Source organism: Rhizobium sp. Root1212 (assembly GCF_001424985.1).
Lineage (GTDB): Bacteria > Pseudomonadota > Alphaproteobacteria > Rhizobiales > Rhizobiaceae > Pararhizobium.
This window is the reverse complement of the sequence record NZ_LMDA01000006.1, coordinates 14839-38741: the sequence shown is the minus strand read 5'-3', so window position 1 is coordinate 38741 and position 23903 is coordinate 14839. Positions and strand designations below refer to the sequence as shown.

Genomic DNA, 23903 nt, shown 5'->3' with positions numbered 1-23903 from the left:
GAAATCTCGTTGCGCTTCAAATCTATGTATTGCATAGCTTTTTAACTCAATTTACCGGAGTTGCCCGATGTCGCTTGCCAGCCTCGCCATGTATGTCAGTCCCCCGCCGGTGTGGGAGGCGACACGGATGTTCTGGAAGGCGTTGGCCGCCCGCATCCGCGCCCACGGGCTCGACGCGCCGGAGGCGCTGGATGACGATATCCGTTACGACGAAGCATGGCTTCGACCCGATCTCCTGTTCGGCCAGACCTGCGGTTATCCTTATGTCCGGCATCTGCGCGGCAAGGTGCAGCTGGTCGCGTCGCCGGTTTATGGACTTCCGGGCTGCGACGGGCCGCTGAAATGCAGCTTCATCATCGTGAATGCCAGCTCGTCGGCACAGTCGATCGAGGATTTGCGCGGCGCGCGGGCGGCGATCAATGAGCCCGGCAGCAATTCCGGCTATAACCTCTTTCGGCATTTCGTCGCTCCTTATGCCGTCGATGGCCGGTTCTTCTCGTCGGTCCACGAGACTGGCGGGCATCGGGCAAGCATCGATGCGGTTTCGAATGGAGATGCGGATGTCGCGGCCATCGATTGCGTGACCTTCGGCAATACGCTGCGCTTCGATCCTGATCGGATCGCCGGCGTGCGCATCCTTGCGGAAACCGCCAAGGGGCCGGGCCTGCCCTTCATCACCTCGGCCTCGACGCCGGCGAAAGACCTCGTCATCCTCCGTCGCGCTCTTTCCGAAACCATTGCCGATCCGGCACTTGCCGACGTCTGTGATACGCTCTCTTTGCGCGGCATCAGCCTGCTTGGCGATGCCGATTACGAGGTCTTGGCGGAGCTGGATCGCGAGGCCGCGCGTCATGGTTACCCCGCAATCGCCTGAGGCGCAGGAGCCGGTTCGGACCGAAGCGGGAAGTGGCATGCGAAGCTGCGCTCTCCGGGTCGGCCTTGCAGGACGGGGATTTCTCTTGTGCATCGCGGCTGCGCCAGCGGGCAGCGTTTGTGGAAGCGGCAGCCGGAAGGCGGGTTGCTGGGGCTCGGCAATTCGCCCGACAGAACGATGCGTTCGCGCCTCCGGCCGGCATCGAGGGTGAGGTTGGCCGAGAGCAGGGCGCGCGTATAAGGGTGGGCGGAATTGCGGAACAGGTCGGCCGTCGGCCCGCTTTCGACGATCTGGCCGAGATACATCACCGCCACCCGGTCGGTGACGCGGCCGACGACATTGAGATTGTGGGAGATCAGCAGATAGCTGAGCCCAAGGCGGCCGCGAAGCGTCCTCAGAAGATTGAGCAGCTCGCCCTGAATGGAAATATCGAGGCCGGCCGTCGGTTCGTCGGCCACGATGATCGAGGGCTCGGCGGCAAGCGCCCGCACCAGCGCCACGCGCCGCGCCTGCCCGCCGCTCAGTTGATGCGGATAGCGAGACAGGAGCTGCTGGCCGAGACCGATGCTCTCGGCCAGCGCTACGATGCGCGTCCAGGCTTCGGGTGAATGGCTTTTTTGTATTTTCAAGGGCTCGGCCAGAAGCGAGCGCACCGTCATGCGCGGCGAGAGCGATGCGGCCGGGTCCTGGAACAACAGCTGGATGCGGCGCTGCAGGTCGGTGCGGCGCCGGGCCGGTGCGTCCTGCAGCGTCTCGCCCTCGATCGTCAGCGTGCCGGCAGCGAGCGGTTGCAGCCCGACGATGGCGCGGGCGACGGAGGATTTGCCACATCCGCTTTCGCCGACAAGGCCGAGCGTTTCGCCCCGCCGCAGTTCCAGCGAAACGCCGTCGACGGCAGTGAGCCGGTCATAGCGGATGACGGCGTCTTTCAGAATGAGGGCGTTCATCAGGCGACCTCCAGCCAGCAGCTATAGTTCTGGCCGTCACGCGCATGCCGCTGCGGCGGCCTTTCGCGGCAGCGGTCGTGGCGGGCGGGACAGCGGTCGGCGAAAATGCAGCCTTGCGGGCGCCGGGCGGGATCGGGCACGTTGCCGGGAATGGTCGCCAGATCCTGCGACGGATCGAAGGCGGCGTAAGGATCGATCTCGCAGGCGAGCAGCGCCTGGGTATAGGGATGGCGCGGGCGGTGCAGCACATCGGCCACCTTTCCGCTTTCCACCACCGTCCCCCCATACATCACGACCACGCTGTCGCAGAGCTCGGCGATCAGCCCCATGCTGTGGCTGACCACCAGCATCGAGGCGGACGTGCGTTGCCGCAGGCGGTGCAGCACCTCGACCACTTGCGCCTCGATCGTCGCGTCGAGCGCCGTCGTCGGCTCGTCGGCGATCAGCAGTTTCGGCTCGACCAGAAGCGCCATGGCGATCACCACGCGCTGGCGCATGCCGCCGGAAAATTCATGGGGGTAGCGGTGCATACGGGCTGCCGCATCCTGAACGCCGACATCCGCAAGTACCGCTTCCGCCCGCGCCCAGAGCGCCTTCCGGCTTTCCCTCGGAAAGCGGCGGCGTTGGATGTCGACGAGCTGCGTGCCGATGGTGAACATCGGGTTCAGCGCGGTCATCGGGTCTTGGAAGACCATGGCGATATCGGTGCCGCGCAGGCTTGCGGTTTCGCGTGCGGCGAAATTGCGTGTCCGCCCGTCGAAGGCGGCATAGCCTGCGGAAACCTCGGCATTATCGGCCAGCAGCCCGAGCAGGGTGAAGGCGACCGTCGATTTGCCACTGCCGCTTTCGCCGACGAGACCGACGGACTGGCCGCGGCCGATCTTTATATCGACGCCGTCGAGGATATGGGCGGAGCGCCCGTTGCCGCGATAGGAGACGTTGAGGTTTTCGATGGTGAGGAGGGCTTCGGTCACAGGTTTTTCCTCAGCTTCGGGTCGAGCGTGTCGCGGAGCGCCTCTCCGAGCAGGGCGAAACCGAGCGTGGCAAGCATCAGCGACAGACCGGAGAAGGTGGCGAGCCAGGGTGACTGGTCGAGATAGGTGTAGCCGTCGTTGAGCAGGTTGCCCCAGCTGGCGAGCGGCGGGCGCACGCCGAGCCCGAGGAAGCTCAGGCCCGCCTCGATCGTGATGACGACCGGGATATCCATGCAGGCGAGCACGAAGATCGGGCCGATGATGTTGGGCGTCACATGATGCAGGATCACCCGCCAGGTTTCGGCGCCGAGCACCTTTTCCGCCTCGATGAAGGGGCTGTTGCGGATGGCGATCGTCTGGGCGCGGGCGACGCGGCCGAAATGCGGGATGAAGACGATGCTGACCAGCAGGACGACATTGCCGAGGCCGGGGCCGAAAACGGCAACCAGCGCCAGCGCCAGGATGATGCTCGGAAACGAAGTGACGATATCGAAGATGCCGACGATGACGAGATCGACGGCGCGGGGCGAAAGTGCCGCTCCAACGCCAAGGGCAACACCGGCCGTCAGCGAAATGGCGATGACCGACAGCGAAATCCCCAGCGCCACCCTTGCGCCAAAAATCAGGCGGCTCAGGATATCGCGGCCGAGCTGATCTGTGCCGAGCCAGTGCTGCAGCGAGGGGTCCATGAGGCGGCTGGCAGGCGCAATCGCATTCGGCCCATAGGGGGCGATGAGCGGCGCGGCGATCGCGACGAGACAGAGAAGCGTCACCGCGAAAAGAGCGAAGGTGCCGCCGGGACGGCGGGAGAGATCAACAAGCGCCGTCATGTCACTGCCCCCGGCCGGAAGCGAGGCGGGCGCGCTCGCGCGGATCGATCAGGCTCTGGGAGAGATCGGCGATGAGATTGGTCAGCACATAGAGCAGCACAATGACGAAGACGCCGCCCTGAACGACCGGATAGTTGCGCGTGCGGATCGCGTCGTAGATCAGCGAGCCGAGACCGGGGCGGTTGAAGATCACTTCCGCGAAGACGGCGCCGCCCAGAAGCTCGCCAAAACCCATGCCGACAACGGCGACAGTCGGCAGCACGGCCGGCTTCAGCGCGTATTTCATCAGGATCTTCGCTTCGCTGACACCATAGGCGCGCAGCGTGCGGATATGGTTTTCACCGAGCATTTCGAGCAGCGAAGAGCGCAGGAGGCGGGCGATGTAGCCGATCCAGCCTGCGGCCAGAGCCGCGGTCGGCAGCACGAGGTGCCAGAGCTGGTCGCCGAGATCGCCGCTTTCCCCGGCGCCCAGCACCGGAAACCAGCGCAACGTCACGGAAAACACCATCAGCAGGAAAACCGAGACGACGAAGCTCGGGGTCGAGATGAAGCCGACGCTCAGGAATGCGACGAGCCGGTCGACCCTGCCGCCCGGCCGGCGGGCCGAAAGCAATGCCAGCGGCACGCCGAAAGCGATGGCACAGAGCATGGCGGAGATCGCGAGAGCCGCCGTGTTCGGAAGCGCGCCGAGAACGAGGCCGAGTACCGGGCGGCCATTGAAGACATCCTGGCCAAGATCGCCGGAAAAGAGCCGCCTGAAAAAGGCAAAGACCTGCTCGATCAGCGGCTTGTCGAGGCCGATACGGGCATTGAGCGCGGCAACCGCTTCGGGAGTGGCGCGGGAACCAAGGATGACGGTTGCGGGATCGCCGGGGATCAGCCGCGTCAGCGTCAGGAGAAGCACGACGGAACCGGCAACGGCGAGCAGCGCCGTTGTCAGCTTGAAGGCGAGATGAATCTGGAGGGATGCGCTCCTCATGGCAGCGCATCCCGATCTTTTACTCTGGAGCCAGTCACCGGATCAGGCCGTCGCTTCCGTGAAGGCCGTGTAGAGCCAGTTGTTGCCGTTCGGCAGGACCCCAGGCTTCAGCCACTTGCGGGAGGCGAAAGCATTGAGATTGTGGGTGATCCAGATGAACGCCGCGGAGTCGTCCAGCAGTTTTTGCGCTTCGATGTAAATCTTTTCGCGCTCGGCCGGATCGACGGTGACGCCGCCTTTTTCGTGCAGGGCGTCGAAATCGGCGTTCTTCCAGCGCTGCCAGTTCCATTGGCCGACCTGGGCCGAGGTGAACCACTGCGTCTGGAAGCCGGGATCGAACTTGCCGTTGTATTTGATCAGCGACAGTTCGAGATCCTTGCTGGCGTCGTTTTCGCCAAGCGCCCAGTAGGCGGCCGATTCCAGCGCCTCGATCTCAACCTCGATGCCGACCTCGGCCAGGTTTGCCTGGATGATCTGGGCAACCGCCTCGTAACGGGCATTGGCCTCGATCGTCAGCTTGGTCTTGAAGCCATCGGGGTGACCGGCTTCGGCCAGCAGGCTTTGCGCCTTTTCAAGATCGCGGGTGTGGACCGGTGCATCCTTCCAGTAACCGAGCAAACTCGGGGCAAGCAGCGCATTGGCGCGCGGATAGAGACCGGAATAGGCACCCTGCAGGATCGCGTCGATATCGACGGCATAGCGGATCGCCTGACGCACGCGGATGTCGTCGAACGGCGCCTTCTCGATGTTCGGGCCGAACCAGACATAGTCGATGGCGGGAATTTCCGTGATGCTCGCATCCGGCAGGGCCGCAAGCGCCTTGCCGTTTTCAGGATCGATGGCGGTGAAATCGATCTCGCCGGACTGGAATGCGATTTCCGAGGTCTTCTGCTCGCCGATAGGCTTGCCGATAATTTGCTGGAAGTGCGGCTTGATCGGCCCCTTGTAGTCCGGGTTGATGTCAAGCACGAATGTTTCGCGCGGGGTCCACTCCTTGAGGATATAGGGGCCGCTGCCGATCAGCGTCGTGGCGATCGCCTTTTCGCCGAGTGCTTCGAAGGCCTTTTTCGAGACGATGCGGCCCGAGCCATCGGCGAGCGCGATGGTGTAGAGCGCCGGCGCGGGGTTCTTCAGGATGATGCGGCCTTCGAGCGGGCCGGTCACTTCGACACGATCAAGCGCCGACCAGTCCTTGGCATAGGTCACGGGCTTGCCCTCGGTGTCCGGCTTGATGAAGCGCTCGAAGGAGAATTTCACATCCTCGGCCGTCAACGGGCCGTAGCCGCCGGTGAAGGCGAGGCCGCTGCGCAGCTTGAAGCGGATTTCCGTGTCGCTCACCTGCTCCAGCTCTTCCGCCGCGTCGAACTCCCATTCCGTCGAGCCCGGCTTGAAGGAGATCAGGCCCTGCTGCACCGACCAGATGACATTGAGATCGACCGGACCGGAGCGGTTGGCCGGGTCGAGGTTGGAGAGGTCCTTGTCGACGCGCACGGTGATCTTGCTGCGGTCGGCAGCGGCGAAGGCGGGGTGTACGCCGCCGAGAGCGACAACGGTCGCGATGGATGCGCCGCCAAGCAAAACTTGCCGTCGTGTTGGGTTGAATGTCATGGATTGTCCCTCCGGTTGCGCACCCGGCCGAGGGCAGGGGCTTCACTTCGATGCAGGGATTAAAGCCAATAATCTACAAATTACATAGAATAAATATTTTCCATTTGCGGCTTTGAGCGCAACCGGTTTTCCTTTTTTCGAGGCCCTTCTGCAAAGCCATACGGCGCGGGCATGGCGGGCGCGGTTTTATATTGGCGCTTCAAAACAATCGCTTTTCCGCCGGAACCCGTTTCATGTCCAATCGCCCCTCGGTCGATACACTTCCTCCACCATCCGCGCTTTCCACCATCGCCCGGCTCGAATGGCAGACGGTGGCGCTGGCCGTGGTTATCTATGGCGGCTTTTTTGCCGTGACCTGGTTCTGGCAGTCGCTGCCGCTGCTGGCCGTCATTTCCTTCGGCGGCTGGCTGATCGCCTGGCACGGATCGCTGCAGCACGAGGTCATTCACGGGCATCCGACCCGCAGCCGCCGCATCAACGACGCGATCGGCTGGCCGCCCCTGTCCCTCTGGTTGCCCTATGCCATCTACCGCGAAGGTCATCTGACCCATCACCGCGACGAGCACCTGACGGACCCGATCGAAGACCCGGAATCCTCCTATTTCACCCAGGCCGCCTGGGCGCGCATGGGCCGCTTCGGCCGTCTTCTGGCCACCTGGAACACGACGCTTTTCGGCCGGCTGACGCTCGGGCCGATGGTGATGATCGCAAGCTTCCTGGCGCAGGAGATGGCCGTGATCATGGCCGGCGACCGGCAGCGCGCGTTCCTCTGGGCACGGCATGCGCTTGGTGTGGCCGTGGTGCTTTTCTGGGTGTTATGGGTATGCGGCATGCCGCTCTGGCTCTATCTTTTCGGCTTCGTCTATGTGGGCGCGGCGCTGAGCCGGCTGCGCTCCTACGCCGAGCATCGCTATGCCGACCATCACGACGAGCGCACAGCCATCGTCGAAAACAGCCCACTCTTCGGCCTGCTGTTTCTTTACAACAACCTGCATGTCCTGCATCACCAGCGTCCGGCGCTGCCCTGGTATCGCATTCCCGCTCTTTATCGCCGGCACAGAAACACGTTGGTCGCGATCAATGGCGGGCTTGTTTATGACGGCTACTGGGATATCGCGTGCCGTTTCCTGCTGAACCCCCACGACGACCCGCGTCATCCCCGGCATCGGGAAGCATTCGACATGCTTGGCAGCCAAGATGCGCCGACATACCTTGAATGACGATCGTGGCGTGGTCGATCCGCCGCCGCCCGCAAATCCGTCATTGTGCCAAGCCCAGAGGCTATGTCGGGATCAAACAATTTCATACGGATGGGAGATGTAGCAGCGTTGCCGGTTCCGATCCCTTCAACGCCAAATCATTTCGCATTTGCGATCGTTGTCTTGCTTTCAAATATCGCCCCTTGGGTTTCTTCCGGCGCCTCTGCGGGGCGGGTGGTGCGATAGACTTCCTCCAGGCTCATCATGTTCGAGACGTCGACGCTCATGGTGGCCGCATGTCCGAAGGCGCCGCGTATCAGACAGGTCCTTGCCGCCGCCGCCGCGGCCGTTGTCAGGATCGTTTCCGGCTCGCGGCTTTCGAGCAATCCGACGAGCACGTTGGCGATGTAGGTATCGCCGGCGCCCAGCGTGTCTATGGCATCGACGGGCTGGGCCGGTACCTCGAACACGCCGGCGTCGCCAGCCAGCAGGGCGCCCTCCACGCCGCGGGTCGCGAGGCTCCAGCGTGCGCCGGCGGCGCGCGCCTCTTGCGCCAGGGCCAGCGCCTGGTTGCGCGACACGCCGCCAGCCGAGAACGCGAGGAGGAAACAATGGGGCGCGACCCGAGCGATGCGCTCTGGATCGTAGACGGTCGCGAGATCGTAGGACACCTTCGTTGCCTGGGCGAAGTGCGGCAGCCATGCATCGACATGGCTCGACCGGCCGGTATGGACGGCGTCGAAATCCGAAAGCCGCGCGAGGTCCGCCTTGGAGGGCGCGATGATCGATACGCCGAGATTGGCGCCGACGAACACCCGGTCACCATCCGGTGTCTCGATCACGCAATAGGCCGTCTGTCCCGGCTCGATCCGCAGGGAGGAAATGTCGACGCCCTCCTCAAGCAGCGCCCGGCGGATCAGATGCCCGGCGTCGTCGTCGCAGACGGCGCCGGCATAGGCTGTTTCGGCCCCGGCGCGACGGGCGAAGACGGCGTGATTGACGCAGTTTCCGCCGGGAAACATCAGGTTCTGGTCGCGGTAGCAATCAACGACATTGTCACCGAAAGCGAGGATTCTGGCGGGGCGCGGCATCTGAAAAGCTCTCCTGAGAAGAAAACTGAGAACGTTCTCAATTATAGAACAACGCCGCGAAGTGCAACGGGGTTTCTCCGGCGGGAGCACGGTTGGCGGGCGGTTGGCATGGAATACGGGGTGCGCCGGGGAGGCAGGGCCATGACGGCGTGCGGTAGAAGCCGCGAGGATTTTACTGAGAAAATCTATATGAAACAACTATTTATGTACAGCCTCGCGCACAGGAGCGCCGGCGAGCCCTCTGCCCGAGCCGGTAGGATCAGAGCCCGGCGACGGAGCCGCGCTCGATCAGTTCAGCGGGCATCAGCACCGTGCGTGGCGGATAGTCTTCGCCGCGAATGCGCTCCAGGAGCATTCGCGCGGCAGCCTCGCCCATGGCCAATCGCGGCTGTGCCACGGTGGTAATGCCGGGGCGATGGAAGCTCATCCAGTCGAGATCGTCGAAGCAGATGATCGAGAGGTCCTGCGGGATCGACAGATTGAGGTCGGTAAGCGCCCGCATGGTGCCTTCGGACATAGTGCCGTCTGTGGTGAAGAGTGCCGTCGGCGGATCGTCCGCTGCCATCAGGCGCGGGACTACCGCCTGCGCGGCGACAGCCGAATAGCTTCCTGCCCGCAACGTCAGGCGCGGGTCCAAGGGCAGGCCGGCGATCCGATGCGCCCGGATATAGCCGAGAAGGCGCTGCCAACTGGGATAGAGCGTCTCGCTTTCGATCGGATCGCCTGCGATGGCGCGGGTGAGGAACGCGTCCAGTCCGCCGCTTTCCTCATCGACCAGTTCCGCGACGATGCCGATCCGGCGATGTCCGGCTGCGATCAGATGGCGGACCGCGTGTTCCGCGGCGGCGATGTTGTCGGTTGCCACGCGGTCGACCATGAGGCCGGCGACGGCACGGTCGATCAGTACAAGAGGCACGCCCATGGCCTTCAGGTTGTGCAAATGCCGCGCCTTGCGCGTGTCGCTGGGGGTAACGATCAGCCCGTCAACCTGCTTCTGCGCCAGCAGTTCGACCGAGTGAACCTCCTTGGGCTGTGCCTCGTCGCTGTTGGTGATCAGCAGGCCAAAGCCGTTCGCCTCCGCCACGTTGGAAATGCCGCGCAGAACCGAAGCGTAGAATGGGTTCTGGATGTCGCCGGCCACCACGCCGAGCGTGCGGGTCTTGCCCGTGATGAGGCTGCGCGCAAGTGCGTTTGGTCGATAGCCGAGTTCCTGTGCGGCCTTGAGAACCTGCTCCTTCTTCTCCTCGCTGGTATAGCCGTAGCCGCCGAGAACACGTCCTGCGGTTGCCGTGGAGACCCCGGCTGCCTGTGCGACATCCGTGATGGTCGCTTTGCTTTTAGGAGCCAATTGGCACTTCCCTCTCACATGACGGCCCCTGACGGATGAGAATCTTTTCATACGGGAGCACAGGAAAACGGCAGTTCTTTATAGGGTGTTATCAGATTGGGGCACGTTTTCAACGGCATTTGACCACAAATCCGGGTGAGGGACGCTTGACGGACAGGCCATCTCCGTGTCTCATATGTGAGAACGTTCTCGTCATGATCTGCAAGGGGAACCGGAGAACGCAATCGCGGACCTGTCGGTTCGCCACCACAAGGAGGCTGTCATGTTTAAATCCATTCTGGCTGGTTGCGTCTTGAGCGCTGTGCTGGCAATGCCGGCATTCGCCGACGTCATCCCCGCGCTGCACGATGCTCTTGCGCAGGAATACAAGGACAACGGTATCAAGGCGGCTGTCTTTAACGACTGGGCGCCGGATGAATTCCAGGATGCCGACGGCCAGCTCAAGGGCTGGAGCGTCGATATCGCCAAGGAAATGGAAGAGCGCCTCGGCGTGCCCTTCACGTTCGAGGGCACCAGCTTCGACGCCATTATTCCCGGCCTCCAGTCCAAGCGTTTCGATGCCGGTTTCTCGTCCTTCGGCACGACGGTAGAGCGCCTGAAGACGCTCGACTTCGTATCGCAGCGCCGCATCGGCACCTCGTTTGCCTATCCGGCGGACAGCAAGCTCGCCATCAAGTCCACCGCCGATGTCTGCGGCCTGACCATTGCCGTCCTGAACGGCGCCTGGGACATCGGCCTTCTCGAAAAGCTGAACGCCAACGAATGCAAGGAAAAGCCGGTCGTCATGCAGACGCACGGCACGCAGGCGCAGGCCGAACTTGCCGTTCGTTCCAACCGCGCCCAGGCGACGGTGGGCGGATCGGTCAAGCTTGCCTATATGGCCAAGCAGACAGGCGATCTGAAGATTTCGGAATTGGTTCTCTCGCCCGTCAACAGCTGCATCGGCGTGCGCAAGGGCGATCCGCTCGGCCAGGTCCTGACGGACACGATCCAGTCGATGATCGATGACGGTACCTATGAGAAGATCATGGCCAAGTGGGGCCTGAACGACAGCGGGATGCTGAGCAAGGCGCTTTTGATCACCGAAGAGAACCCGGCAGACCTTTAAGGCGCCGTTGCCGGGCAAAATACCGCTCATCGGCCCGAGGGTTTCCTCGGGCCGGATCAGACAGCCCGCAACGGGCAGCAAGGAAAGACGATGGCTGAAGAACCGCCACACCGCCCCTCGATCCACGACCTCAAGCCCATTGCAGTGCCGAAGCTGGGCCACTGGATCGGCGGCGTGGTTCTGGCCATCCTCGCGGTCATCTTCCTGCAGGTGCTCGTCACCAACAAGAACATGCAGTGGAGCGTGGTTGCCGAATACATGTTCAGTCCCGCTATCCTGTCGGGCCTCGGCATGACGCTTCTGTTGACGGTTCTTGCCATGGTGCTCGGCCTTGCGATCGGGGTCGTGCTCGCGATCATGCGCCTTTCGGCCAGCAGCGTCTTTCAGTCGGTCAGCTGGGGCTGGATCTGGTTCTTCCGCGGCGTGCCGCCGCTGGTCCAGATGATCTTCTGGTACAATCTGGCGCTGCTCCTGCCTGAGATATCGATCGGCATCCCGTTCGGCGGGCCGAAGTTCATCTCCTGGAACACCAACGAACTCATCACCCCGTTCAGTGCCGCCATCATGGGCCTTGCCTTCACCGAAAGCGCCTATGCCGCTGAAATGATCCGGGCGGGCATCCAGGCCATCAATGCCGGCCAGACGGAAGCGGCCGCAACGCTCGGGATGACGCGCGGCCAGACGCTGCGCCGCATCGTTTTGCCACAGGCGCTGCGCATCGTCATTCCGCCCATCGGCAACGACACGATTTCGATGCTGAAATTCACCTCGCTCGTTTCCGTGCTGGCGCTGCCCGATCTGCTCTATTCCGCGCAGATGGTCTATGCGCGCACCTACCAGACGGTGCCGCTGCTGCTCGTCGCGACTGTCTGGTATCTCGTCCTCACCACGGTCCTGACGGTCGTCGAACATACCGTCGAGCACCGATTGAAATCCGAACACCGCGCCGGCACGAAGAAAGCGGGCGGTATTTTCCGCGTCCGGCTGTTTGCCCGCCAGCAGGAGATCCTGTGATGAACGACCATGTGAACGGCGAGCCGCTCTTGAAGGTCGAGCGCCTGCGCAAGAGCTTTGGCGCCCACGAGGTGCTTCGCGGTATCGATGTTGCTGTGATGCGCGGCGATGTGACCTGCATCGTCGGCCCTTCGGGTTCCGGCAAGAGCACGCTGCTGCGCTGCCTCAACTATCTCGAAAAGCCGACGGGCGGTGCGATTTTCCTGCGTGGCGAGCCTGTCGGCGTGCGCTGGAAAGGCGACAAGCTCTACGAAATGAGCTTCAACGAACTTGCCCGCCAGCGCCAGCGCATGGGCATGGTGTTCCAGGGGTTTCATCTCTTCCCGCACAAGACCGTGCTCGAAAACGTCATCGAGGCTCCGGTCCTCGTCAGGCGCGTGCCGCGCGCCACGGCGATCGAAGAGGCGATGCTGCTTCTGGAGCGTGTCGGCATGAAGGAGCGGGCGCACTATTATCCGGCGCAGCTTTCCGGCGGCCAGCAGCAGCGCGCGGCGATCGCCCGCTCGCTGGCGATGAAGCCCGATGTCATGCTCTTCGACGAACCGACCTCGGCGCTCGACCCCGAACTCGTGGGCGAGGTTCTCGCCGTCATGCGCCAACTCGCCGACGACGGCATGACCATGGTCGTCGTCACGCATGAAATGGGCTTTGCGCGGGATGTCGCCGACCATCTGATCTTCATGGACGGCGGGGTGATCGTGGAACAGGGGCGTCCGGCCGACGTGCTGACGAGCCCGCGGCACGACCGGACGCGGGCTTTCCTGGCGCGGGTTCTGGCTGACGCTTGACGCGTCAGCTAAGCGTCTGCGAAAGCGCCGATGCGGTGAACAGATCGAGATGGGCGCCGCCGTTGTTCTTGAACACGGTGATCTGATCGGCGCCGGTGCGGCCTTCCCGTTTAGCCTGAACAAGCTCGAAAAGATCGGCCTTCACGGCATCCCAGGTGATCGCGCCGGATGCGATGGCCTGCGAGAGATCGCCGCCGCCCTCCATATTGTTGCGGCTGTCGACGAAGATCGTGCCGCGCGTCAGCGCCGCATCGTCCGCTTCCCTGAGCGTCGGCAGGTAGGCGCCGACGAGATCGAGATGGGAGCCCGGCCGCAGGAGCGCGCCCTTGATAAGCGCCTTGTCAGACATGGTGACGCAGGACACGACATCTGCGCGGGCGACCGAACCGTCGAGATCGTCGCTGACCGTGGCGTCGATGCCTTTATCGCGAAGCTGTGCGGCAACGGCTTCGGCTCGGGTCGTAGTACGGTTCCAGATCGTGACCCGGCGTAGCGAAGGCCGCGCCGCCAGATGCGCTTCGGCAAAGTGGGGCGCAAGCGCGCCGGCGCCGACGATCAGCAGATCCTCCACGTCTTCCCGCGCAACAAGTGCGGCGCCGAGAGCGGAATCCGCGGCGGTCTTGCGGGCCGTCATGGCAGCGCCGTCCGCTGCGAGAAGCGGCCCGCCCGTTGCGCCGTCGAACAGCACAACCAGCCCCTGGACGGCGGGCTGTGGCGGCTGCAGCGCGGCATTCTGTGGAAAGACACCAACCATTTTGACGACGATCGGGCCGCCGGGCGCCCAGCCGGGCAAGGTGACGAACTGCGCTTCACCGCCCGCAGGATCGGATTGCACCATGACATCCGAGGCGGGCATCGGCCCGAGATGCGCCTTGCGCAACGCCTCGATCAGAAAAGACCAGGGGAGCGCCGCGTGTACGGCGGGCGCATCGAAAATGTGCATATCGAACCTTTCAGGTCTTGATCGTGTAGGTGACCAGATGGCTTGGAGTGACGAGCTGTGACAGGGCGAGCGGGCGCCCTTCGGCATCGGTGACGATCTTTTCGATCCGGTAGACCGGCTGGGCGGCCGTCACGGCCAGAATGGCGCGCTCGCCGGGCGAGGCGAAGCCGACATCGATCTGCCGTTCCGCATGGGTCGGCACGATGCCGGCCGTGTCGCGCAGCGCGGCGAAGAAGGAGCCGCCGGCGGCGACCGGCGCGATGACGTCGGGAAAACGCGACCGGTCGAACCAGAGCGTTTCGAGCGTCATCGGCCGGCCGTTGTCCTCCAGCAGCCGGTCGAAGCGGATCAGCGCCCCGGCCTGCAGGCGGTCGCGGATGGCCGGCGCATCGGGAGTGTCGTTGCGGGCGAGAATGCGGTGGCCCGCTTTTCGGCCGAGCCCGTCCATGGTTTCGGAAAAGCCCGAGAGCGAAACGAGCGTCTGCCGGACCTTGCCCGGCATGATCACGGTGCCGCGCCCCTGCTGCCGCTGCAGGCGGCCATCGGCGCAAAGCTCGCCGATGGCACGCCTCAGCGTGATCCGGCTGACGCCGTAGAGCGCCATCAGTTCCGGTTCGGTGGGCAGGAAGCCACCCTCCGCGAACTGGCCGGATTCGATGCCGGCCAGGATCGCGCGCCGAACCTGTTCATAGAGCGGCAAAAGGTTTGCTTGGTCTTCCATCCGCCCATCCAGGATCGATCAGTAGGTGATTTTCTTCATGTAGCGCCGGGCCTCGAGCATTTCGTGCTTGCGCAGGTCGGCGATCTTATAGGCGAAACGCCAGAGCGTGTCGAAGAAGATCAGCGGCACGACATTGCCGCGGAACTGCGGGTCTATGCCGGAAAGATCGAGTTTTTCGGCATCGAGAACCAGAATATTCTCAACCGAGCCGAACCGATGCAGGAATTCGTCGGCGCGCTCTTCCAGCGGCCGCGTGCTGTCGAGACCCTTCATCAGGATGAAAGCGCGCTGCTTGTCCAACACCTCGAAGGGGCCATGGAAGAATTCATTGGCGTGGATCGCCTGGCTGTTGATCCACTGCATTTCCATGAGCACGCAGATCGCGAAGGAATAGGCCGCGCCGTAGCTCGCGCCGCTGGCAACCGTATAGATCACGTCTTCCTTGGCGAAGCGCGGCGCATAGTCTTCGAACATCGGTGCGAAGGCGGCTTGCGCGCGGTCGATGGCCGGCTGAAGGGCAAGGAGGCTTTCGATCAGCGTTCCTGTCAGGTCTTCGCCGCCGGTGAGAGCGACGAGGCCCATGACGATCTGGTAGATCCGCGAATAATTGCTGTTCTTGGCATCGATCGGCACGCCGGTCGTATAGGGAGCCTCGAAGCCGACGACGTGATCTACGGCCTTGCCGAGCGGGGAGGCGGGCTCGACCGTCAGGCCGATAGTCGCCGCGCCCTTCGAGCGGGCGAATTCGGCGGCCGCGGTGGTTTCCTTCGTCGTGCCGGTCATCGAGCAGAGGATGACGAGCGCGTTTTTGTCCAGCGACCGCGGCGCGCGGGCGACGAACTCGGCGGCATTGTAGACGTCCGACGGCAGCGGCGAGTGCTGGTCGAGCAGAAACTTGGCCGGATGCATGATCGAAAGCGAGCCGCCGCAGGCGATGAAGAACACATGCTTCACCGATTTTGCATCGAGGGCGGAAAGTGCGGCGACGACGCCGGCATCGAAGGCGGAGGGGAGGGACATGATCGTACCTTTCTATATGACGTTATAATACGTATTATACGACCATCATCCACGTCAAGCTCCCTTGACATCGTCGGCGGAATTTTTTGCGAACGTTCTCACATGCGCAATGCCGCCTCCAGATCTCCTTGTTTCAGCGTTGAGCCCTATGAAGGGATGAACGGAGTTTTCCGAAAGGCGCCCGCGCGAATGCGTCAATTTCGTTTGGACTCGCGCGTGAAAAGCCGTTCCCCTAGGAAGGGCGGCTTGTCTTGCCGTTCATGCGGCGGAGGCAGAGCTTGAGCGGCTCGGACCTGGTTTCGAATATGATCGAACTCTACGCGGGTGCGCCGGCGACGGAGGCGCGCTCGATGACTTCCGTTTGCAGGACGATGCGGTTTGCCTCTGTGCCGTCGCCGTTCAGCCGCTCGACCAGCAGTTTCGCCGCCGTCTCGCCGAGGCGATAGACCGGCTGGCGCACGACGGTTACGGGCGGCGTGGTGACGGACGTCCAGTCCGCATCATGGAACGACACCAGGGACAGGTCGTCAGGAATGGCGAGGCCGAGTTCGCGGCAGACCTTGAACACTTCAAGGCCGATGACGCTGTCCGATGCGATGATTGCCGTCGGGCGCTGTGGAGATTTAAGCATCGCGGTCACGATGCGGTGTGTGTGGTCCGGCGTGATCGCACCCACATGCACCCACTCTTCCATACCCTCCAGGCCGGCTTTCCGGCAGATGCAGAGGAAACCCTCGATGCGCCGGCGCACCGAGCCGGTATTGATGTCGGCCGGCGTGTGGAAGCGGTGATCCGCGGTGTCGCAGGCGGTGAGATAGGCGATGCGGCTGTGGCCGAGCGCGATCAGCCGGCGTGTGATGTCCTCGGCGGCATGCCGGTCGTCGGCGATCACCGTATCGACGTCGAGCGTTTCGCTGCCCCGGTCGAGCAGCACGAGCGGCCGGCCGGAACGGGTGGCCTCCCTCAGATGGTCGATATCGCTCTCCTTGGCCGGCGAGACGATCAGGCCATCCACCCGCTTGGCAAGCAAGGTGCGGATCGCAGCCTTTTCAGCGTCGGCATCCTCGCCCGAGTTGATGAGGATGACGGTGAAGCCGGCCTCTCGGGCAACATCGGTGATCCCCCGCATGGCTAGGCTGAAGAACGGGTTCTCGATATCGCCGACCACGACGCCGATCGTTCCGGAGCGGCCTGTCGTCATGCTGCGGGCGAGTTCATTGGGCTGGTAGTTGAGGGCGCGGGCGGCGACCGTCACGGCATCCCGCACCCGGTCGCTGACGGTGCCGTAGCCCCCCAGCACGCGCGCTGCGGTGGCTTTCGACACGCCCGCCTTGCGTGCGACATCGGCAACCGTGGTGGCGGAGGAACGGGAAGGGCTCTGGTCCATGACGTTAGCCTTACAAGAGAACTTGACGACTGGCAAATGCGACGATAACAATTGCCGAAAGCCAAAGAGACCGGTCTCTTTTTAATTGATACCGGTCTCAAATTGAAAATAGTAATCCCGGAATGCGAAATGCATGGGCCGGACGAACGGGTCGTGCCGTCGTCCGGGTGGGACCCATGCGCCCTGAAAGATCGCAGACGACAACCACCAGAGGAGACGAAGCCAATGCGATTTACTGAAGCCTTCACTTCCCCCTTTACCCGAATGCGCCGCGCCGCCATCGCGGTCGCCCTCGGTGTTCTGGCCGGCGCCGCGACGCCGGCGCTCGCCGAGGACAATCCGCTCGGCCTGATCGATCCCGCCGTCATCAGCGTCGGCACGATGGGCGATGCCAAGCCCTATGCCTTCACCACCGCCGACGGCAATTTCACCGGTTTCGATATCGAACTCTTCCTCAATGTCGCCGAGCGCATGGGCTTCAAGAAGGAGCAGGTGATCTTCACCGGCCAGGAGTTCTCTGCCCTGATGCCCTCGGTCGCCAACAGCCGTTTCGACGTCGCGGCCGCCGCGATCGGCACGACCGACAAGCGCAAGCAGACGGTCGATTTCTCGGATGGCTATCTCGCAGGCTTTCTCACCGTGCTGACACAGGACGCCGCCATCACCGATGCTGCCGGCCTGAAGGGCAAGCGCCTCGGCGTCGTGCAGGGGACGCTGCAGGAAATCTATGCCGAGAAGAACTTCATCGGCGCTGACCTCGTGAAGTTCCCGGACAACAACTCCGCCGTCTCGGCGCTCAACAACGGCACGGTCGATGCGCACTTCCTCGATTATGAGGCTGCCAAGGACTATTCGGCTCGCTACCCGCAGCTGAAGGTGGCCATCAACATTCCGAGCTTCGACGCACCGGCCGGTTTCGTCATCCGCAAGGGCAATGACGCGCTGCGTGAGGCATTGAACAAGGGTCTCGCCGCCGCCATGCAGGACGGCACCTGGAAGACCCTGCACGAAAAGTGGTTCCCCGGTACGCCGATGCCGGACGCCTATCTTCCCAAGCAGTGATGCCACCTTCCGGTCCGGCCGTTTTCGGTCGGACCGGCCTTTCCTTCAAGGAATCTCCTGATGAACTGGCTCGAAAACCTGCGCCGCAGCTTCCTTGACTGGAACGCCATGGCCGAAGTTCTGCCGACCATGATCACGGTCGGCCTCAAGAATACCCTGATCCTCGCCGCCGCTTCGACGGTGCTCGGTGTCGTCATCGGCATGGTGCTGGCCATCATGGGCATTTCGCGCTCGGCGTGGCTGCGCATCCCGGCCCGCATCTATACCGACGTCTTTCGCGGCCTGCCCGCTATCGTCACCATTCTCCTCATCGGCCAGGGCTTTGCCCGTCTCGGCCGCGAACTCTTCGGGCCTTCGCCCTATCCGCTCGGCATCCTGGCGCTCAGCCTGATCGCCGGCGCCTATATCGGCGAAATCTTCCGGTCGGGCATCCAGAGCGTCGAGCGCGGCCAGATGGAAGCCTGCCGGGCGCTCAGCATGAGCTATGGGCAGGGCATGCGGCTGATCGTGGTGCCGCAGGGCGTGCGCCGCGTGTTGCCGGCCCTCGTCAACCAGTTCATCGGCAATGTGAAGGATTCGAGCCTCGTCTACTTCCTCGGCCTGCTGGCTTCCGAGCGCGAGATTTTCCGCGTTGGCCAGGACCAGGCGGTGGTGACCGGCAATCTTTCACCGCTCCTCCTTGCCGGCGTCTTCTATCTCGTCGTCACGGTGCCGCTTACCCACGTCGTCAACGGGATCGACAACCGCCTGCGGATCGGCAAGCAGCGCCCGGCGGTCATCACCAGCGGGCTGGAGGAAGTCAGCGAACTCGATGGCGCCGGCCGCGCCTCCGGGGCGACCTTCAAGGGGGGTAGCCTCGATGTGCGAAATCTTGGAATGGCCTATGGCGATCTGGACGTGCTCAGGGGTGTCGATCTCACGGTGAAGCCCGGCAGCGTCACCTGCGTCATCGGGCCGTCGGGTTCGGGCAAGTCGACCCTGCTGCGCGGCATCAACCGGCTGGTCGAGCCCAAGAGTGGCGATATCCTCATCGACGGCGAAAGCATTCTTGCCATGAAGCCGGAGCGCCTGCGGCGCCGGGTGGGCATGGTCTTCCAGCACTTCAACCTGTTCCCGGACCATACGGCGCTCGAAAACGTCATGCTGTCGCTGACCAAGATCAAGGGCCTGCCAGCGGCCGAGGCCGAGCGCATCGCCAAGGCGCGGCTCGCCGATGTCGGTCTTGCCAGCCGCCAGCACCACCGGCCCGGTGGTCTTTCCGGCGGTCAGCAGCAGCGCGTCGCCATTGCGCGTGCGCTGGCGATGGAGCCGGAGGTCATTCTGTTCGACGAGGTCACGAGTGCCCTCGATCCCGAACTGGTCAAGGGCGTGCTCAACCTCATGGCTGATCTCGGCCAGCGCGGCATGACCATGGTCGTTGTCACCCATGAAATGGGCTTTGCACGCCGTGTTGCCGATCAGGTCGTGTTCATGGACGAGGGACGCGTGGTGGAAGCGGGCACGCCCGAGGCAATCTTCGACAACCCCCAAAGCCCGCGTCTTCAGCGCTTCCTCGCGGAAGTCCTTTGAAGCGGACGAGGAGAGAAAAATGTCACCAACGATACGATGGGGCGTGCTCGGCTGCGCTGGGATTGCCGCCAAGGCCGTCATTCCCGCCATCCAGTCCAGTCGCCTGGGCAGGGTCGAGGCGATTGCGTCGCGCGATCTTGACAAGGCGAAGGCATTGGCGGCGCGTTTTGGGATAGCCAAGGCCTACGGCAGTTACGAGGCCCTGCTTGCAGATCCCGAGATCGATGCGATCTACAACCCGCTCCCCAACCATCTCCATGTAGCCCTGACGATAAAGGCGCTGCAACACGGCAAGCCGGTGTTATGCGAGAAGCCTATCGCCCTCGATGCCGCCGAGGCCATGGCGCTGGTGGCCGCGCAAAAGGCTGCCGGCCTGCCCGTCGTGGAGGCCTTCATGGTGCGCCATCATCCGCAATGGAAGAAGGCGCGTGCGCTGATGGCGGAGGGGCGGCTCGGCGAGGTCAGGGCGATCCAGACGATCTTCACCTACTATCTCGATGATCCCGGCAACGTCCGCAACCAGGCGGATATTGGCGGGGGCGGTCTGTTCGATGTCGGATGCTACGCCATCAATACGGCCCGTTTCCTGTTCGACGCAGAACCGTTGCGGGCGATCGCTCTGGCTGAACGCGACCCGACCTTCGGCACGGATCGGCTGACGAGCGGGCTGCTGGCCTTTCCCGAGGGGCGGCAACTCGCCTTCACCTGCTCGACGCAGCTTGCCCTTACGCAGAAGGTAACGGTGCTCGGAACGCGTGGGCGTTTGGAAATCCCCATTCCCTTCAACGCACCGGCCGACGAACCGACCGTGCTCGTCCTCGATGACGGCCGCGACCTTGCCGGCGGCGGACGCGAGGAGATCGCCATCGAGCCGGTCGACCAGTACCGCGAACAGGCCGACGCTTTCGCCGAAGCCGTTCTTTCCGGCAAACCACCCGCAACGGGGATGGAGGATGCGGTCGCCAACATGAAGGCGATCGACGCACTGTTCCGCTCCGTCGTCACCGGCCGCTGGGAAGAGCCCTGACCCGCTCCCTTCATCCGCATGACCAACCGATTGAAAGACATCCCATGACAGACAACACCATATCTTCGGCAGTCATCATCGGCGCCGGCATCTTCGGCGTTTCCACGGGCGTCCAGCTCGCCCGCCGCGGCATCCGCGTCACCATCCTCAACGACGGGCCGCCCGCCAATGGCGCCTCCGGCCGCTCGCTTTCCTGGCTGAACTCGGCGCGCATGCGCTCGGAACCCTATCACCGCCTGCGCATGGCCGGCATCGACCGTTACCGGACGCTTTCGGCGCGATATCCCGATGCCGATTGGCTCCGTTTCGACGGCGGCCTGAGCTGGGACGCCGACGATGCGCGCAACGAAATCGACGCGGCCTATCGCCACGAGGTTTCGCTTGGCTATGACGCGCAGCTTCTGTCGGCGAGCGACGTCGCCGGTGTCACACCTGGTCTCGATGCGAGGGCAATCACGCCGCAGGGCGCGATCTTCAATCCCGGCGAAGGCTGGGTCGACCTACCGGCTTTGATCGGCGTGCTTCTTGAAGAGCTTTCCGCGCTCGGCGGGGTGCTGGTGACGGATCAGGGCGCGGCTCGGGTCACCGTCGAGGGTGGCCGTGCCGTGGGGGCGGAAACCGCGAACGGCGGTCGTTTCGCCGCGGATGCCGTCGTGCTTGCCACCGGGCCTGCCGTGCCGCGGATGGTGGCGGATAGTGGTCAGACGATCGGCGACGGAACGCCGATCGCCCTGCTCGTGCAGACCAAGCCGCTTGCCCATCCCCTGCGCGCCGTCCTCAACACGCCGCGCGTCGCAGTCCGTCCCGCACCGGGCGGCACCTTCTCGGTGGATGCCGATTGGGCGGCGGACGAAGGCGTAAAACTACGCGCCGATGGCAGCTACGATATCGACGAGACCGTCGTGGATGCCTTGCTGGAAGAGGCGGCGAAGGTGATGGAAGGCAATCCGAAGCTTGAAGTTGCTTCCATCGGCATCGGCGGCAAGCCTATCCCAGGCGACGGCGAGCCGGTGGTCGGTGCGCTCAAGGCGGTTCCCGGCTACTACGTCGCCTTCAGCCATAGCGGCGCAACGCTCGGCCTTATCGTGGGCGAACTGCTGGCGTTTGAGGTGGCAACACGCAGGGAGCATCCGATGCTTGCCACCTTCAGGCCCGAGCGCTTTTCTTCAAACTAGCTCGATCCGAGACGATATTGAGATTTGAACCTGCCGTAAAATGGCGGCAGGTTCATCCCTCGACGGCGGCTATGCGGAACTTCGGTTCGAAGCCTTTCGCCTTCGACGAATGGCCGGCGATTGCCACCGCAGCAATCTTGATCGCTGGCTACAGCCGTCTGAACTCGATCCCTTGCGTCAGGTCGGGTCGGCCCCCATGACCAGACCCTCGATGTCATGCTTCTGGGTGATCGGCACAAGCTCATCGACAACACGGCAGACGAGATGCTTTCTGGCGATATCCGGCAGGGCGTCGTGCCAGTCCTTGGTCACCATCATGTCGTGCAGTTCCGCGTGACCGGCACCCGGCGCATCGACGCCCAGAACCATGACGGGGCGAGCAATCGGCGATTGATGTTCGGTGCCGCGATGCACCGTCAGAGCCGATCTGCAGGATATGTCGCCGCGGCGCGGATACTTGCGTGTTGCCCTGTCCTGAAAGCGGCTCCAGAGCGCCTTGTCGGGAAACATCTCATGCTTCCAGTCGCGACCGTCGTCATATTGGGTGCCAGGTGCGATCTCGAACGGCCCCATGTCCTCGGTGACGTCGACGCCGGTGAGGTTAAAGGCCAGCGAAGTAATCTTGCGGTCGCGATAGGTATCCGGCGGCGAGGGAAAATCCCGATGCCAGGGCTGGTATTTCGCACCCTGGAAGGGCACATCGAGGCCGATCTCGACAATCTGATAATCCGGTCCGAGCACGTTCTTGCAGACATCCACCACCCAGGGATGGGTCACGAGATCGACGAAGCCACGGAAATCCTGCGGGTGAATTTCGACATACCACCGCCGGGGGCCACGTCCCACGGCGCCGCCGGGTCTTTGGATCGCCGCCCAGAATGCTGTCATCATGTCTTCGCGCATCTCATCCGCCCATTCGGGGCTGAAGGCGCTCTTCAGTCCAATAATCCCGTCCTCATGCAACTGAGCGGTCTGCTCGGCGATATCGTAGGCGAATTGCGTGTGTGCAGTCATTGCTCTTCCTCCTCCGGAATGCGTCGAGGCTACGGCAACTAATAATTATTAGTCAATAGACCAATATTTTTAGTTCGGTTAAAAACGCACCGACGGAGGGGTGCATGGGCGGCCGCAAGACGATCAAGCGCGTGACGATGATGGACGTGGCGAAGCTTGCGGGTTGCTCACAAGCCACGGTCTCCTTCGTTCTCAACAGCGTTACGGACATCAAGATTTCCGCGGATTTACGCTCGCGTGTTCTCGAGGCTGCGCGATCGCTCGGTTATGGAACAGGCAGCCCCATCCGCCGGGCGGCGATGGAAGAGCTTCGCGGCGGCTGTATCGGTTTCATCGTCGATCAGCTTGCGACGACGCCGGAGGCGGTGAATGCCATCGAAGGCGCGCGCCAGGAATCCTGGGAGGAAGAGGTCACCATTCTCGTCGCCCAGACGCAGGGGCGGGTGGAGCAGGAAAAGCGTGCCCTTGAGCGTCTGCTGCGGGCCGGCGCACAGGGCATCGTGTATATGTCGATCTTCACGCGCCGCGTGGCGCTCGATGCGATCTTCGACAGTCTGCCGGTGCCGCTTGTCCTTCTCAACTGTTACACGGGCGATGAGCGCTTTCCTTCCGTGGTTCCCGACGAGATCAACGGTGGGAAGGCGGCGACGTCTATCCTGATCGATCTTGGCCATCGGCGCATTGCAACCATTGTCGGTGAAAGCTTTATGGAGGCCGCGCAGGATCGCTTGAGCGGCTACAGGAAAGCGTTGGCGAAGGCGGGATTGCCTTATGACGACCGCTTTGTCGTCGAAGGCAACTGGACGCCGAGTTCCGGCTACGAGGCGACCCAGAAGCTGTTGTCCCTGGCCGATGGCCCGACGGCTATCTTCTGCCAGAACGACAAGATGGCGACCGGCTGTTTCAACGCGATCCGCGATGCGGGCCTTTCCATCCCGGATGATATTTCCGTTGTCGGATATGACGACGACGAGGTCGCGCGCCATATGAAGCCGCAGTTGACGACGCTCGACCTACCTCACCGCGCAATGGGCGCCTGGGCAATTCGCCAGTTCCAGAAACCATCCGGAGAGGTAAAACCGGCCCACAAAATCGCCTGCTCTCTTGTGTCGAGGCGTTCTTGCGGCCCCCCACCAGCAGGCGGCATCGTGAATTAGGGTGTGTCACAATCGGCTCGGAGGCGGTCCTGCGTGCGGCGCTTCTCGCTGAACAGCGGTCGGCCTTC

22 protein-coding genes are annotated in these 23903 nt (G+C 63.3%); 10 read left to right on the top strand and 12 right to left on the bottom strand.

Annotated features, from left to right (window positions below):
* Positions 1 to 67: 67 nt before the first annotated feature.
* Positions 68 to 874 (top strand): PhnD/SsuA/transferrin family substrate-binding protein, encoded by an 807-nt coding sequence (locus ASC86_RS09545; protein WP_056319732.1) that lies wholly within the window; start codon positions 68 to 70, stop codon positions 872 to 874.
* Here ASC86_RS09545 and ASC86_RS09540 read toward each other — a convergent pair.
* From ASC86_RS09540 to ASC86_RS09520, 5 genes are read right to left on the bottom strand one after another with little or no spacing between them, the layout of a single operon-like run.
* The gene (locus ASC86_RS09540) at positions 856 to 1821 is read right to left on the bottom strand and encodes an oligopeptide/dipeptide ABC transporter ATP-binding protein (protein WP_056319727.1); all 966 of its coding nucleotides are present in this window, start codon (positions 1819 to 1821) and stop codon (positions 856 to 858) included. The two genes, ASC86_RS09545 and ASC86_RS09540, sit on opposite strands and share 19 nt — an antisense overlap.
* Positions 1821 to 2795 carry an ABC transporter ATP-binding protein gene (locus ASC86_RS09535; protein WP_056319725.1) on the bottom strand — a complete coding sequence of 325 codons (975 nt, stop codon included), beginning with the start codon at positions 2793 to 2795 and terminating at the stop codon, positions 1821 to 1823. Before ASC86_RS09535 ends, ASC86_RS09540 begins: the two co-directional genes overlap by 1 nt.
* A complete protein-coding gene (locus ASC86_RS09530) occupies positions 2792 to 3625 on the bottom strand; it encodes an ABC transporter permease (protein WP_056319720.1) in 834 nt (277 codons plus the stop codon). Before ASC86_RS09530 ends, ASC86_RS09535 begins: the two co-directional genes overlap by 4 nt.
* Before the next feature lies 1 nt (position 3626).
* On the bottom strand, positions 3627 to 4604 hold the full coding sequence (locus tag ASC86_RS09525) for an ABC transporter permease (protein WP_056319717.1): 978 nt from the start codon (positions 4602 to 4604) through the stop codon (positions 3627 to 3629).
* A 42-nt stretch (positions 4605 to 4646) separates the two neighbouring features.
* Positions 4647 to 6212, bottom strand: coding sequence for an ABC transporter substrate-binding protein (locus ASC86_RS09520; RefSeq protein ID WP_056319715.1), 1566 nt, complete (start codon positions 6210 to 6212; stop codon positions 4647 to 4649).
* A 233-nt stretch (positions 6213 to 6445) separates the two neighbouring features.
* Between ASC86_RS09520 and ASC86_RS09515 the strand changes: the two genes are divergently transcribed.
* The gene (locus tag ASC86_RS09515; RefSeq protein ID WP_056319712.1) at positions 6446 to 7432 is read left to right on the top strand and encodes a fatty acid desaturase; all 987 of its coding nucleotides are present in this window, start codon (positions 6446 to 6448) and stop codon (positions 7430 to 7432) included.
* 137 nt (positions 7433 to 7569) lie between these two features.
* On the opposite strand, the gene ASC86_RS09510 is transcribed toward ASC86_RS09515, so the two are convergent.
* Together ASC86_RS09510 and ASC86_RS09505 are read right to left on the bottom strand one after the other, a co-directional pair.
* Positions 7570 to 8502, bottom strand: coding sequence for a PfkB family carbohydrate kinase (locus ASC86_RS09510; protein ID WP_056319709.1), 933 nt, complete (start codon positions 8500 to 8502; stop codon positions 7570 to 7572).
* 259 nt (positions 8503 to 8761) lie between these two features.
* Entirely contained in the window at positions 8762 to 9901 is a 1140-nt protein-coding gene (locus tag ASC86_RS09505) for a LacI family DNA-binding transcriptional regulator (RefSeq protein WP_156386969.1), read from the bottom strand.
* A 211-nt stretch (positions 9902 to 10112) separates the two neighbouring features.
* Here ASC86_RS09505 and ASC86_RS09500 point away from each other — a divergent pair, with 211 nt between their 5' ends.
* The 3 genes from ASC86_RS09500 to ASC86_RS09490 all read left to right on the top strand — a co-directional run bounded on the left by ASC86_RS09500 (position 10113) and on the right by ASC86_RS09490 (position 12760).
* Positions 10113 to 10958 (top strand): ABC transporter substrate-binding protein, encoded by an 846-nt coding sequence (locus tag ASC86_RS09500; protein WP_056319704.1) that lies wholly within the window; start codon positions 10113 to 10115, stop codon positions 10956 to 10958.
* 90 nt (positions 10959 to 11048) lie between these two features.
* The gene (locus ASC86_RS09495) at positions 11049 to 11972 is read left to right on the top strand and encodes an amino acid ABC transporter permease (RefSeq protein ID WP_056319701.1); all 924 of its coding nucleotides are present in this window, start codon (positions 11049 to 11051) and stop codon (positions 11970 to 11972) included.
* On the top strand, positions 11972 to 12760 hold the full coding sequence (locus ASC86_RS09490; protein ID WP_056319698.1) for an amino acid ABC transporter ATP-binding protein: 789 nt from the start codon (positions 11972 to 11974) through the stop codon (positions 12758 to 12760). Before ASC86_RS09495 ends, ASC86_RS09490 begins: the two co-directional genes overlap by 1 nt.
* Before the next feature lie 4 nt (positions 12761 to 12764).
* Here the strand turns inward: ASC86_RS09490 and ASC86_RS09485 are convergent, their stop codons facing one another.
* The 4 genes from ASC86_RS09485 to ASC86_RS09470 form a co-directional block, all read right to left on the bottom strand.
* Positions 12765 to 13703 (bottom strand): ornithine cyclodeaminase, encoded by a 939-nt coding sequence (locus tag ASC86_RS09485; protein WP_056319695.1) that lies wholly within the window; start codon positions 13701 to 13703, stop codon positions 12765 to 12767.
* Between the two features lie 10 nt (positions 13704 to 13713).
* Positions 13714 to 14424: a GntR family transcriptional regulator gene (locus ASC86_RS09480; RefSeq protein WP_056319692.1), complete on the bottom strand. Its 711-nt coding sequence runs from the start codon at positions 14422 to 14424 to the stop codon at positions 13714 to 13716.
* 18 nt (positions 14425 to 14442) lie between these two features.
* On the bottom strand, positions 14443 to 15444 hold the full coding sequence (locus ASC86_RS09475; RefSeq protein WP_056319689.1) for an SIS domain-containing protein: 1002 nt from the start codon (positions 15442 to 15444) through the stop codon (positions 14443 to 14445).
* 316 nt (positions 15445 to 15760) lie between these two features.
* On the bottom strand, positions 15761 to 16831 hold the full coding sequence (locus tag ASC86_RS09470) for a LacI family DNA-binding transcriptional regulator (protein WP_056319687.1): 1071 nt from the start codon (positions 16829 to 16831) through the stop codon (positions 15761 to 15763).
* A 225-nt stretch (positions 16832 to 17056) separates the two neighbouring features.
* Between ASC86_RS09470 and ASC86_RS09465 the strand changes: the two genes are divergently transcribed.
* The 4 genes from ASC86_RS09465 to ASC86_RS09450 are packed head-to-tail and all read left to right on the top strand — an operon-like array spanning position 17057 to position 21664.
* Positions 17057 to 17893, top strand: coding sequence for an ABC transporter substrate-binding protein (locus tag ASC86_RS09465; RefSeq protein WP_056319684.1), 837 nt, complete (start codon positions 17057 to 17059; stop codon positions 17891 to 17893).
* A 60-nt stretch (positions 17894 to 17953) separates the two neighbouring features.
* Positions 17954 to 19462, top strand: a complete 1509-nt coding sequence (locus ASC86_RS26885; protein WP_056319682.1) for an amino acid ABC transporter permease/ATP-binding protein — start codon at positions 17954 to 17956, stop codon at positions 19460 to 19462.
* A gap of 19 nt (positions 19463 to 19481) precedes the next feature.
* Positions 19482 to 20489, top strand: coding sequence for a Gfo/Idh/MocA family oxidoreductase (locus ASC86_RS09455; RefSeq protein WP_056319679.1), 1008 nt, complete (start codon positions 19482 to 19484; stop codon positions 20487 to 20489).
* A gap of 44 nt (positions 20490 to 20533) precedes the next feature.
* Positions 20534 to 21664: an FAD-binding oxidoreductase gene (locus ASC86_RS09450; protein ID WP_056319677.1), complete on the top strand. Its 1131-nt coding sequence runs from the start codon at positions 20534 to 20536 to the stop codon at positions 21662 to 21664.
* 177 nt (positions 21665 to 21841) lie between these two features.
* Here the strand turns inward: ASC86_RS09450 and ASC86_RS09445 are convergent, their stop codons facing one another.
* Positions 21842 to 22678 (bottom strand): phytanoyl-CoA dioxygenase family protein, encoded by an 837-nt coding sequence (locus ASC86_RS09445; RefSeq protein WP_056319674.1) that lies wholly within the window; start codon positions 22676 to 22678, stop codon positions 21842 to 21844.
* 104 nt (positions 22679 to 22782) lie between these two features.
* Here ASC86_RS09445 and ASC86_RS09440 point away from each other — a divergent pair, with 104 nt between their 5' ends.
* On the top strand, positions 22783 to 23835 hold the full coding sequence (locus tag ASC86_RS09440; RefSeq protein ID WP_056319672.1) for a LacI family DNA-binding transcriptional regulator: 1053 nt from the start codon (positions 22783 to 22785) through the stop codon (positions 23833 to 23835).
* Positions 23836 to 23903 lie beyond the last annotated feature (68 nt).